General features: G+C 39.1%; 14 protein-coding genes and 1 other annotated feature. All 14 genes read right to left on the minus strand.

Features of this window, described 5'->3' with window-relative positions:
- Window positions 1–3 precede the first annotated feature (3 nt).
- Complete coding sequence (gene lspA, locus NSQ44_RS11145) at window positions 4–465, minus strand: signal peptidase II (RefSeq protein ID WP_445659502.1); 462 nt, start codon at window positions 463–465, stop codon at window positions 4–6.
- Window positions 466–574: 109 nt separating this feature from the next.
- Entirely contained in the window at window positions 575–865 is a 291-nt protein-coding gene (locus tag NSQ44_RS11150; RefSeq protein ID WP_130156256.1) for a molecular chaperone DnaK, read from the minus strand.
- A 300-nt stretch (window positions 866–1,165) separates the two neighbouring features.
- A complete protein-coding gene (ileS, locus tag NSQ44_RS11155; RefSeq protein ID WP_340857073.1) occupies window positions 1,166–3,940 on the minus strand; it encodes an isoleucine--tRNA ligase in 2,775 nt (924 codons plus the stop codon).
- A gap of 52 nt (window positions 3,941–3,992) precedes the next feature.
- Window positions 3,993–4,217: a binding site (T-box leader), on the minus strand.
- Between the two features lie 51 nt (window positions 4,218–4,268).
- Window positions 4,269–4,778, minus strand: coding sequence for a DivIVA domain-containing protein (locus NSQ44_RS11160; RefSeq protein WP_063388479.1), 510 nt, complete (start codon window positions 4,776–4,778; stop codon window positions 4,269–4,271).
- A 95-nt stretch (window positions 4,779–4,873) separates the two neighbouring features.
- Window positions 4,874–5,650 (minus strand): YlmH family RNA-binding protein, encoded by a 777-nt coding sequence (locus NSQ44_RS11165; RefSeq protein WP_063388480.1) that lies wholly within the window; start codon window positions 5,648–5,650, stop codon window positions 4,874–4,876.
- A 78-nt stretch (window positions 5,651–5,728) separates the two neighbouring features.
- Window positions 5,729–5,992, minus strand: coding sequence for a YggT family protein (locus NSQ44_RS11170; protein WP_340857074.1), 264 nt, complete (start codon window positions 5,990–5,992; stop codon window positions 5,729–5,731).
- 9 nt (window positions 5,993–6,001) lie between these two features.
- Window positions 6,002–6,463 (minus strand): cell division protein SepF, encoded by a 462-nt coding sequence (locus tag NSQ44_RS11175; protein WP_063388482.1) that lies wholly within the window; start codon window positions 6,461–6,463, stop codon window positions 6,002–6,004.
- Window positions 6,464–6,485: 22 nt separating this feature from the next.
- Complete coding sequence (locus tag NSQ44_RS11180) at window positions 6,486–7,157, minus strand: YggS family pyridoxal phosphate-dependent enzyme (protein ID WP_327856270.1); 672 nt, start codon at window positions 7,155–7,157, stop codon at window positions 6,486–6,488.
- Between the two features lie 3 nt (window positions 7,158–7,160).
- The gene (gene pgeF, locus NSQ44_RS11185) at window positions 7,161–7,988 is read right to left on the minus strand and encodes a peptidoglycan editing factor PgeF (RefSeq protein ID WP_063388484.1); all 828 of its coding nucleotides are present in this window, start codon (window positions 7,986–7,988) and stop codon (window positions 7,161–7,163) included.
- Window positions 7,989–8,070: 82 nt separating this feature from the next.
- Window positions 8,071–8,322, minus strand: coding sequence for a YlmC/YmxH family sporulation protein (locus NSQ44_RS11190; RefSeq protein WP_063388485.1), 252 nt, complete (start codon window positions 8,320–8,322; stop codon window positions 8,071–8,073).
- A 95-nt stretch (window positions 8,323–8,417) separates the two neighbouring features.
- Window positions 8,418–9,194: an RNA polymerase sporulation sigma factor SigG gene (gene sigG, locus NSQ44_RS11195; protein WP_063388486.1), complete on the minus strand. Its 777-nt coding sequence runs from the start codon at window positions 9,192–9,194 to the stop codon at window positions 8,418–8,420.
- A 131-nt stretch (window positions 9,195–9,325) separates the two neighbouring features.
- Window positions 9,326–10,045 carry an RNA polymerase sporulation sigma factor SigE gene (gene sigE / locus NSQ44_RS11200; RefSeq protein WP_339192966.1) on the minus strand — a complete coding sequence of 240 codons (720 nt, stop codon included), beginning with the start codon at window positions 10,043–10,045 and terminating at the stop codon, window positions 9,326–9,328.
- A 51-nt stretch (window positions 10,046–10,096) separates the two neighbouring features.
- On the minus strand, window positions 10,097–11,023 hold the full coding sequence (gene spoIIGA / locus NSQ44_RS11205) for a sigma-E processing peptidase SpoIIGA (RefSeq protein WP_063388488.1): 927 nt from the start codon (window positions 11,021–11,023) through the stop codon (window positions 10,097–10,099).
- Between the two features lie 720 nt (window positions 11,024–11,743).
- A complete protein-coding gene (gene ftsZ, locus NSQ44_RS11210) occupies window positions 11,744–12,877 on the minus strand; it encodes a cell division protein FtsZ (RefSeq protein WP_063388489.1) in 1,134 nt (377 codons plus the stop codon).
- Window positions 12,878–12,893: the final 16 nt, after the last annotated feature.

The following is a 12,893-nucleotide window of genomic DNA, read 5'->3' on the forward strand; positions in this document are numbered from 1 at the left end:
TTTCTACTCCTTTTGCTTTTTTTCTTCAAAAAACAGAAAATATATGAAAAGTAAAATAACACCGATTGTTAAAGATGAATCGGCAATATTAAAAATTGGAAAATTATAACCAAAAATATATGTATGGATAAAGTCCACCACCTCTTTGCGGAAAAGGCGGTCAATAAAATTCCCAATCGCTCCGCCGAGCATTAAGCTGAGAGCAACCCCCAGCATTGCATTTTGTTTCGCATATTTTTGCATATAATAAATAATCGCTACGACAACAATAATGGTAACCACATAAAAGAACACCATCTGGTTTTGCAATATTCCCCAGGCCGCTCCTTTATTGCGGTGAGACGTTATGTATAAAAATCCGTTGATAATTTCAATGCTTTCGCCAATTTCCATATTTTTTACGATCAGCCATTTTGTCCATTGGTCGAGAGCGATGACAAATAATGTAATCAAATATTTAAGCACACTGCGTTCCTCCACTCACTGGCAAGTTTCCATCAAATTTTAGCACATTTTTTGACAAACAGTAAAGAAGGGGAACAAGCAAAAAAGTGAAGCTTGTTCACTTCACTTCTTAATGATATTCTAGTGTTTTTTTTAAATATGATTTCATATTGAGAAAATCATGAATCGTTCTGGCTGTCGGAATTTGTGCCAATTGTTCGAGCGGCAATTTTTGCAATGTTTCTTCACATATGCCATAAAGTCCATATTCCATTTTTTCCAATGCAAGTTCAACATCGTTGAGCTCATTTTTTACATCCCGGATAAAAATCGGGTCATCCAATTGACTTTTGGCGAGCCGCGCATTAAGTTCGTTCTTCATTAACGTTAATTCGTCTTTGATTTGATCGAGCGGATTCATTATTAAAACCCCCTCGTCTGTTTTGTATTTATATTGTAACCGCCGTACTGCCTCCTATCACATTCAAGTTTTTCCACACACATAAATAGCGGCTTGGAAATGATTCACACTTTAAAAGCTAAAAAGCTGAATTCTTCTTTCAATTTTGAGCAAAGTATTCATTTTTGAAAAAGCATCCGAGAAAACTTTTCCAATTGACTATGACGGATTTCAATGAAAGATCGTTCTTTTAACACACTTCTTTATGAGGAAGCATTGCTAAATGAAAAAACTCCCTGTTTGCACAGGGAGCTGATAAAACTATGCTAAATGGCTGTAGTGATCTTTCACAATGCTTGCACATCTTTTGCACAATGTCGGATGGTCATGATCTGTGCCTATATCTGTTGAAACAACCCAACATCTTTCACAAGTCTCACCATCCGCTTGCTTCACAATTATTTTGATGCTATCAAATGTTTGCGCTTCTTCTGGAGCATCTTTGTAATCACCGGCAATTTCTAACTGGGAAACAATAAACAGCTGTTTTAAGTCCTCTTGTATTGAATTGAACAATTCTTTTATTTCTTCGTTCGGATAAAGGATGAGAGCAGCATTTAACGATTTGCCGATCACTTTTTCATTTCGGGCAATTTCCAAGGCCTTTAATACATCATCTCGAACTGACATAAACTGATCCCATTTCGCTTGAATCTCTTTGCTGCCTTCAATCTCTACAGCTTCCGGCATATCGACAAGCTGTACGCTCTTTTCTTCAACTGATTCAATATGTCCCCATACTTCTTCTGTTGTATGTGGCAAAATCGGTGTCATCAGCTTTACAAGAGCAAGAAGCGCTTCATATAAAACCGTTTGGATAGAGCGTCGATTATGGCTGTCAGCAGCCTCAATATACAGAATGTCTTTTGCAAAATCAAGATAAAATGAGCTTAGCTCAATCGTACAGAAATTGTGAACGTCATGATAGATGGATGCAAAATCATATTCTTCATATGCTTTTCGCACTTTGGCAATTAGTTTATTCAGTTTAATGAGAATATAGCGATCCACTTCTCTTAATTTTTCTACAGAAACACGATGCTGATTTGGATCAAAATCAAACAAATTTCCTAACAAGAAACGGTACGTGTTGCGAATTTTCCGATATACTTCAGATACTTGTTTTAAGATTGCATCAGAGACGCGAACATCCGATTGATAATCAACTGATGCTACCCATAGACGAAGAATATCTGCTCCAAACTGTTCCGTCACTTTGGCAGGAACAACAACATTTCCTAACGATTTGCTCATTTTCCGTCCTTCGCCGTCCAGCGCAAATCCATGGCTTAAAACGCCTTTATATGGAGCTTTTCCGGTGACAGCAACTGCTGTAGACAGCGATGAATTAAACCAGCCGCGATATTGGTCAGAGCCTTCTAAATAAAGATCAGCAGGACGCTGCAAATCTTCCCGTTCAACTAAAACTGCTTGATGAGAAGAGCCCGAATCGAACCAAACGTCCATAATGTCTGTTTCTTTCGTAAAAATGCCGTTCGGGCTTGAAGGGTGTGTAAATCCTTCTGGAAGCAGGTCTTTTGCTTCACGTTCAAACCAAACGTTCGAGCCGTGCTCGCGGAACAGTTTTGCCACATGTTCAATCGTTTCATCTGTTATGATCGGCTCCCCATTTTCACCATAAAACACTGGAATTGGCACGCCCCATGCCCGCTGACGGGAAATACACCAATCGCTTCGATCGCGGATCATGTTATGAATGCGAATTTCTCCCCAATTAGGGATCCATTTCGTTTCTTTAATTGCTTGCAGCAATTCGTCTCGAAAATCTTTAATGGACGCAAACCATTGCGCTGTTGCTCTGAAAATTGTTGGTTTCTTTGTCCGCCAGTCATGTGGATACGAGTGCGTAATAAATGAAAGCTTTAGCAATGCTCCTACTTCTTCTAATTTTTCCGTTATTTTTTTATTTGCGTCATCATAAAACAATCCTTCGAACCCTGGAGCTTCTTCTGTCATGTACCCTCTTTCGTCGACAGGACATAATACGCCTAGGTTATATTTTTGTCCGACGACAAAATCGTCTTCCCCATGGCCTGGCGCTGTATGGACGCATCCTGTACCAGCGTCGGTCGTTACATGTTCGCCAAGGATCACTAATGAATCGCGGTCATAGAACGGGTGTTTCGCAACCACATATTCCAGCTCTTTGCCTTTAAACGATTTCACTACTTCATATTCTGTCCAGTCCAGCTCTTTTGCCACTTCTTCGAGCAGAGCAGATGCGATCACAAACTTGTCAGCTCCAACCTTCACTACAGAATATTCCAAATCAGGATGAACAGCAATTCCTAAGTTTGCAGGGATAGTCCACGGAGTAGTCGTCCAAATGACGATTTTTTCTCCATCTGTTAATACATTTTTCCCGTCCTTTATTTCAAATGCAACATAAATAGAAGGCGAGCGTTTGTCATAATATTCAATTTCCGCCTCTGCCAAGGCAGATTCGCTCGATGGAGACCAATAAACCGGCTTCAAGCCTTTATAAATATATCCCTTTTTTGCCATTTCTCCAAAGACGCGAATTTGCTGAGCTTCATATTCTGGTTTCAAGGTGACATATGGATTTTTCCAGTCGCCTCGAATTCCAAGGCGTTTAAATTGCACGCGCTGGCGCTCAATTTGCTCCCATGCATATTGCTCGCAATGTTTTCGAAATTGCGCGACATCCATCTCTTTTCGATTGATTTTTTGTTTCTTCAAAAGTGCTGTTTCAATTGGCAGACCGTGCGTATCCCATCCTGGAACATACGGTGCGCAATATCCGCTCATGGATTTATAACGGACAATAATGTCTTTTAAAATTTTGTTTAAGGCATGCCCCATATGAATATCCCCGTTTGCGAACGGCGGACCATCATGTAATATGAAAAGAGGCCGTCCTTTCGTGCGCTCCTGCACTTTTTCATAAATATCCATCTCTTCCCATTTTTTCTGGATCTCAGGTTCTTTTTTCGGAAGGTTTCCTCTCATTGGAAAGTCTGTTTTCGGCATTCGTAACGTCTCTTTATAATCCATTCCCATTCCTCCACATAATATTTGTTCACTAAAATAAAAAAACTCCTCATCCCTAAGGGACGAGGAGGAATCTCGCGGTACCACCCTTTTAGATGCGCACAAGTCATGCACATCCACTCATAAACATAACGGACTTGGCCGCCACAGCCTACTAGCATGTTTCAGCTATGGACTCAAGGGTGATGTTCATCCTTTCGCCTTTACCCGGGCTTCCACCGTCCCCGGTTCGCTGTCATAAAGGGCTTGAAAGGACTACTGTCCCTCTCATTGTTTTGTCATATTCCGTTTTATTTTCGTATTATATGAAAACACGAACAAAAAAGTCAAGTTATACTTTCGGTTCTTCCGCTTCTTCTCCTAAGATTGGCTCGACATTGTATTCCATTAAGTGATCCCAATCATCATTTTTTAGCAGATCAAGCTGTGCTTCGATGAGCATTTGAAAACGGGTGCGGAATACTTTTGACTGCTTTTTCATCTCTTCGATTTCCATTGCAATTTTATGCGATTTAGCAAGTGCTTCATTGATGATTCTGTCAGCATTTTTTTCCGCTTCTTTAATGATCAGCTTCGCTTCCTTTTGAGCGTTTCTTTTCACATCTTCCGCAGCTTCCTGCGCAACTAAAATCGATTTATTTAACGTTTCTTCTATATTTGTAAAGTGATTCAGCTTCTCGGTTAATTCCTTCACCTTTAATTCCAATTCTTTCTTTTCGCGGATGACCATTTCATAATCTTTAATCACTTGATCTAAAAACTCATTTACTTCATCTTCATCATAGCCGCGAAAGCCTTTTGTAAATTCCTTGTTATGAATATCCAGCGGGGTTAAAGGCACAAATTCCACCTCCATATGTATGTTTTTCGCAAAACACTAATCCAATTATAAACGATTTTTCGACAGAATGGGCAAAAATCTTTCCATTTGTAATATTATTTTTGTATTCCGATCTTAATGCGCCACTTATCTTTTCTTGTTTTCCCTTCAATTGCCAAAACTTTGCTTCTTCCGAATCCTCGGACAGATAACACATCATCTTCCGCAATTTCAAAATGAGCATCCTCAACAATTTTCCAATTGACTTTGACGAGACTATTTTCAATAAGCGATTTTATTTTTTGCCGAGATTGGTGATAAACATTTGCTAGAACAGCATCGAGCCGAAGCGAAGAAACGGTGATCAAAGAAATATCCATTTCTTCTTCATGAGAAAACACATCTTCGAATGGAATCTGTTTCAAACGAACGGAAATCTTTCCAATTTTATTCCAGTTCAGCTGCAGGAAATTGGCAATTTCTTGCGCAACCATGACTTGCACCGTTTCATCATGAATGATAATGTCGCCGAACTTGCTCCGTTTTAAGCCGAGCGACATAAGCGATCCAAGCACTTCGCGATGTGATAATGTCACGAATTTTTTCGGGAACATGATTTCAAATGCGAACATTGAAAAATCATCTAATGTCGGTTGAATATAGTCAGGGTAAAAAAAAGCCCGCTTTCTTTCAGCATTTTTATAGCCTCCGAAAAATTGCACGTGAACATCCGGATTTTCACCGATCAATGTCTTAATGATTTTCTGTTCCCGCGGATCTAAAAAATCGGTCAATTTTGGCCGATATTGCTCAGTCACAATTTGTTTCCATCCAAAGACTTTGTCAATGAACTCCCTTTCTTCTTTGCGAAAATGTTGATAAACACTCTCCATAAGAGACAACTCCAATTATGATATGAAAAGAGCCGATTGGCATACAAAACAATTCGAATGTCAATCGGCGAATGAATTTTATGAAATCATACTAAAAAGAGCATATAGCCCATAATCTGCAAAATGCAGGGCAATCAATGCAACAATAGGAGATACATCAATCATCCCTAATGGAGGAATGATTCTTCTAAACGGTTCTAAATAAGGCTCACATATAGCCGCTAAAAATTGTCCAATGGACGTTTCCCTTGCATTCGGAAACCAAGACATTAAAATATAAATGATAATCGCATAGGAATAAATATCGAGCAAAAAACTTAATACGTTATATATTGTCCCCATCAATCATTTCTACCACCTTTTATTTTCATCATCTGCCATGAAATCGGATATGGAGCCAGCGACATCTACGTTATCTGGGGTACATAAAAATATGTTTGTTCCAACACGCTGGATGTCTCCGCCAATAGCATAAACAGTGCCGCTTAAAAAATCAACAATTCTTTTTGCCTGATCATGCCCGATCCGCTGCAAATTGACAATGCATGAACGGCGGTTTTTCAGATGATCAGCAATTTCTTGCGCCTCTGAATACGTTCTTGGCTCACATAATATTACTTTAGTGGATTTTTGGGCGCTTTGCAAACTTACAACATTTTGTTTTCCGAAAGCGGCATTTTTTTCAACGCTGCTGTTGTGATTGAACATAATCGGTTCATGTTGGTGTTTCTCTTCCGGAGCTTCCATATCTTCAATCTCATAATCTTCATCATCGAGAGCAAAAAAGCTTTTAAATTTATTCTTTAAGCTCATCTGATTTACCTCCAGTTTCGTTTTATGTACCTACTAGCGAGGAGCCGATGCGAAGATAAGTAGCCCCTTCTTCAACCGCGATTTTGTAGTCGTTGGACATCCCCATTGATAGCTCTGTACATGGTGCATTCGCTATATTTAGTGCTTTCACTTGTTCCTGCAGTTGCTTTAAACTTCGGAAGCATCTTCTGATTTCTTCTTCATCTTCTGTAAATGGAGCCATTGTCATTAATCCGACAACTTCGATATGGCGATACTCCTTCAACTGTTGAATAAAATCAATGCATTGTTCAGGAGCCACGCCATGCTTTGACTGTTCGCCAGATGTATTTACTTGCACAAAGCATTTGATCGTTCGATCTGCTCTTTTTTCAATTTCGTTTGCTAGCGATATTCTATCCAACGAATGAATATAATCGACCTTGTCTATAATATTTTTCACTTTTCGAGTTTGAAGTGTGCCGATGAAATGCCAGACAGCTTTTGACCCAATGCTGTTATATTTCGATAAAAAACCGTCATCCCTGTTTTCGCCTAAGTGTAAAATGCCTGAATTTATCGCCTCTATAGCCCGTTCTACCGTTACATATTTCGTCACTGCAATAATTTGGATATCATCTATTTTTCGATTTGATTTTTTGCATGCTTGTTCGATTTCCTGTTGGATTCGTGCTAAATTTTCTTTCACTGACAAGGCTTAGTATCCCTCCTTCAAACCGATAAATCCCATCATTCGTCCTGTTTTCCCTTGATCTCTTCGATGGGAAAAAAACAAATCTTGATCGCAGCTTGTACAATATGAGGTCAATAGGATTTGATGTTCCGGCACTCCTTTTTTCATTAACAATCTTTTGTTGATTTCTGCAAGATGAATAGAATAAAGGCCGTTCTCAAGCTGTTTATAAAATGTCGTCTCATTGTCAAAAAGAGGTTTGATCGCATCGATCACATCGTCATTGACGACATAACAGCATTCGCCGATTGAAGGACCTATGGCTGCAAATATATTTTGAGCTTGCACACCTTCGTGCAAAACCCAACTGTCGATCATTTCACCTGCTATATTTTTCGCAGTCCCTCTCCAGCCCGCATGTGCGATGCCAATTAGTGAGTCTTTTGGAGAAAAAAAGAAAATCGGAACACAATCAGCAAAAAAAAGGGAAAGTAATATATTTTTTTCCGATGTGTATAGGCCGTCCGTTTGAGTGATGCATTGACGATATGTAAAAACCCCTGATCCTTTATGTTTATTTACTACCTTGACAATTTGTTTGTCATGGACTTGATCGGCACATACCCAGTTTGGTAGATCAAAACGAATTTTGTCCCCAATGATTTTTCGATTTTTGATCACCGTTTCCTTTTCATCATTCACATGAAGACCTAAATTTAATGAAGCAAAACCATTCTTGGAAAATCCTCCTTTTCTCGTCGTAAAACCTGCTGTAATCTGAGAATGAAGCTTCGCCCAAGCAGGTATGGAGAAAAAAGATTCATCTGTTAATTGAAACGGTTCATGTTTCATTGTACCATTCCTCTTCGACAATTCTCTTATTTTTATTTTAACATATCTTTAAGCCAACATTTAACCAAAATTCGTGCGATTCTTATTCTGTTTCAACATTTTTCGAAACTCTTACTAAAATAACATCTTTTCCGATTTTTACGATGTTCCTCCAAGGAATGACAATTTCTTCCCCTTTTCCAAAAAAACCTAAAACCTTCCCTTGACTAGTGATCATGATCGCTTGAATTTTACCAGTTTTTAAGTCGATGTCAACGTCTTCAATGCTTCCTAATTTTTTTCCGTCATGGACATTCACAACATCTTTTATTTGCAAATCGGAAATATGGATCATGCCGGCTTCTCCCCTCAAGTATTTTTACAATCAGTATATGAGTTTTTTTTTGAATGATGATAAAGGGCCACATTCAAAAGAATGTGGCCCAATGATTATTGAATATTTTTGGTCATTTGTTTAATGGCAGCTTTTTCAAGCCGAGAAACTTGAGCTTGGGAAATGCCGATTTCTTCTGCTACCTCCATTTGTGTTTTGCCTTGAAAAAACCTTTTTTTCAATATCAGCTTCTCCCGATCATTCAATCGTCTGATCCCCTCTTTTAGAACAATTTCTTCAATCCACTTGGAATCGCGGTTTCGCTCGTCGCTTAACTGATCCATGACAAAGATCGGATCACCGCCGTCGTTATAAATCGGTTCAAATAATGAAACTGGATCTTGAATGGCGTCTAAAGCAAAAACGATTTCTTCATGCGGCACATTCAGCTCTTTAGCAATTTCTTCTGCCTTCGGCTCACGTGACGTTTCGCTCATGAGTTTTTCACGCACCTGCAAAGCTTTATAGGCAATATCACGCAATGATCTTGAAACACGTATCGGATTGTTGTCTCGCAAATATCGACGAATTTCACCGATGATCATCGGTACAGCATAAGTAGAAAATTTTACGTTTTGACTCAGATCAAAATTATCTATAGATTTCATCAACCCAATACATCCTACTTGAAAAAGATCATCGACAAACTCGCCTCTGTTATTAAATCTTTGGATGACGCTTAAAACAAGTCGCAAATTTCCGTTGACAAGCTTTTCTCTGGCTGATAAATCACCGCTTTGCATTTGTTTAAATAATTCTCGCATTTCTTCATTTTTTAAAACAGGAAGCTTCGAAGTATCAACACCGCAAATTTCAACTTTATTTCTTGTCATTTCGTTTCCCCCTTACAGGAGTTCTTGCTGTCTTAAGTTAAGTATCTCCCTGAAGGGGAAAAATATGCACAAGCTGTTCAGAGTGGACACGCTGTTGATTTTTCGCTATACATGCGACTAGCAAGCAAAAATTACACCATTTTATTAAATTCTTTTCGAAGACGCTTAAGAATTCTTTTTTCCAATCTTGATATGTAAGATTGAGAAATCCCGAGCATGTCAGCCACATCTTTTTGCGTTTTTTCTTCTCCGCCATGCAATCCAAACCTAAGCTCCATTATTTGTTTTTCTCGTTCATTTAATTGCTGCAGCGCCCGCATTAATAGCTTTCGGTCAACATTAGCCTCCAAATCCTTTGTAATAATATCGTCTTCTGTTCCGAGAACATCCGAAAGAAGCAGTTCGTTTCCATCCCAATCAATGTTCAACGGTTCATCAAAAGAAACTTCAGATCTTGTCTTATTATTTCTGCGCAAATACATTAATATTTCATTTTCTATACATCTAGATGCATATGTCGCAAGCTTGATCTTTTTTTCGGGATTAAAGGTGTTGACTGCTTTAATTAGCCCGATCGTCCCAATGCTGATCAAATCTTCAATATTGATGCCGGTGTTTTCAAATTTTCGGGCAATATACACGACAAGGCGCAAATTTCGTTCAATCAAAATCGAACGGGCAGCCTTATCGCCGCTCGGAAGTTTTTTTAACAGTATTTCTTCCTCTTCCTTCGAAAGCGGAGGCGGCAGCGCTTCGCTTCCGCCAATATAATAAATTTCATCTGTTTTGATCCCTAATTTTGTTAAAAACTTGTACCATATATACGTGAGATAAAGCTTAATTTTTTTCATGTTGTTCCCCCTTCTAAACAAATTGGTTTATGAGTATGCTATGAATAAAGGCTAAGAAGCATCTTTTTGTTTACCCGTCTGGATCATTTTTGGATGAATAATGCATTGATAATCGTCTTCGCTTGAAAGCCGCGAATGATTTAGTCCAATAAGCGGGCGGGACAGCATTAATGATTCTTCTTTTGTATGAATCACCACTTCGTCTGCTATTACGGCTAATAATAACTGAAGATCCTGGCCAACAGACCGATACGGAATAATTTTCAGCCTGCCGATCCATTCTTTCTGTTCTATCGCTGTCACAGCCTCCATAGGATTTCGATTAGAAATGACTTGGTGCATACTTTCAGGAAACACGGTCATTAATTTTTCCGCTTCGGCAATCATGACTGGCTTCTTAGTGATGGGATCATACAATTGATTGCCGCTGTCAATCAATCCTTTTACTGTTACTTTTTTCTCCATCATCGTGATCGAAACATCGACAATTTGATCATAGTGGATTTTTTTTGCTTCAACCTGTTCAAGCCGCAAGCGGGAAAAATACCAAATAATCGGAAAGCCGACCACGATAAATAACCAGCTGACAGGATTTCCGAAGCCATTTCCATTTGTTAAAATCATGTTATTTTGAAATGAAAAGCCTACTTGAAAAAAATAATAAGTGCCAAGCATACCTCCCCCAACTGCAAAAGTGACAAAATAGAAAGTCAATAAATTTTCTATAAAGTAGCGAAACTTCTTAAAGCCAAAAGCATAAAGAACCATCACACATGAGAGGATTAGTTTTGATTCCGGACGGCTCGCCAGCTGTGCGAAAGGCGAAAAAAGCAATATCACAATAGCGGAGCCGATGAGCGAAGCAATCATTATTTTTTTCCATACAATGTTTCTCTTTAAGATGATTGCTGTAAGAAAAAGGAGCATGATATCAAAGCAAAAATTCATCAGCCAAATAGCATCCAAATAAATGGTCAACCGCCTCTTCCTCTCCCACCATTCAATTTTCTAGGCTTCTGACTTGCTATTAATAGGTAGTATAAACGCTATTCATTCCAAATTGTGTCAAATAGTGGCGAGTACAGCATACAATTTTTGACGGATTCCTAATGTTTTCGTCGAATGGAAAAATGGTTAAAGAAAAAAAAACGGTACAAGCCTTTTAGAGGAAGAAAGCTAAATTGCTGAAGTTGTAAACACTTTCGTTAAGAGACGATGGGGAAATTACAGGAGATCTTTTCTTAAAAAAGCTGTGTAAATGTTTATACTTTTTCAGAACGAGGAAAAAGCCTGGCTAAAAAGCCAGGTCCTTTCGCGTATATATCTGCAATTTATATTCCACAAAAAATATTAGAACTTACCATATACATGGCATTAAATTTTCAGCAAGGATCCGCATTTTTTTCAAATGGCATGTCGTATTTTTTCATAAAGTTTTGATTCATTCGTTTTGCTATTTTCGGGAACGCGTGCAAATCTGTTTATCTATTTTTACATAATTTTTTGATTCTTTCCGCCGTAATACGATTTTTGAACAAATCATGCCTAATAGGAATCTCTGAATCCTGCAAATATTTATGTTCCAGTCCAATATTTAAACTGTTTTACGCATGCAAATAATAAAAACCTTCCATTTTGCCCGCTTGATGAGCTTTAAGAAAAAAGCATGGATGACGTCTATTGTCACCCATGCTTTTTTTAGCGGCGCTTTCTGTTTCTTAAAAATGTCGGGATGTCAAGCGTATCTTCTGCCTGCTGCAATGCACGGCTCGTAATGTCGTGAGTCGGCTCTTCCTTTTTCACTTCACGCTTAGTTGCAACATTTGGCTTCTTATTAGGAGCAAATGGTCTCGCTTCTTGCTTGCTAGGATTTATTTCAGTTTCTCTAAATCCAGTTGCAATCACTGTTACAACAATTTCATCCTTCAAATCTTCATTAATAACAGATCCAAAGATCATGTTGACATCTTGGTCCGAGGCTGATGCAACAATATCGGCTGCTTCTTGAACCTCATATAGGCTTAAATTTGTTCCGCCGGTAATGTTCATCAATACTCCTTGCGCCCCGTCAATTGAAGTTTCAAGAAGCGGACTTGAGATTGCTTTTTTGGCAGCTTCAGCCGCTCTGTTCTCTCCCGTTGCTACTCCGATTCCCATCAATGCAGAACCTTTGTTCGACATAATCGTTTTCACGTCCGCAAAGTCTAGATTGATGAGTCCCGGCACAGCAATTAAATCAGAAATACCTTGCACTCCTTGACGAAGAACGTTATCCGCTTCACGGAAAGCTTCAAGCATCGGCGTATTTTTATCAACAATTTCAAGAAGTCTGTCATTCGGAATCACAATAAGAGTGTCAACGGCTTCTTTCATGGCTGCAATTCCACCAGCCGCCTGCATAGCGCGTTTTCTTCCTTCAAACGTGAACGGCCTCGTGACAACGCCGACCGTCAGTGCTCCTAAATCTTTGGCAATTTGCGCAATGACAGGTGCTGCACCAGTTCCGGTGCCTCCTCCCATTCCAGCCGTTACAAACACCATGTCTGCACCTTTTACAGCTTCTTCAATTTGTTCCTTGTTTTCTTCAGCAGCTTTTTTTCCGACCTCTGGATTTGCTCCTGCACCAAGGCCCCTTGTCAATTTTGCGCCAATTTGCATTTTTGTTTCTGCTTTTGAAAGGTTTAATGCTTGTGCATCAGTGTTGACAGCAATGAACTCTACACCTTGCACACCATGTTCAATCATCCGGTTGACGGCATTATTTCCGCCGCCTCCTACTCCAATAACTTTAATTGTTGCAAAGCCGTCAATATTCGTATCGAACTCCAACATGCAAAATCCTCCCTAA

It is taken from the genome of Aeribacillus sp. FSL M8-0254 (assembly GCF_038008845.1).
GTDB lineage: Bacteria > Bacillota > Bacilli > Bacillales > Aeribacillaceae > Aeribacillus > Aeribacillus composti.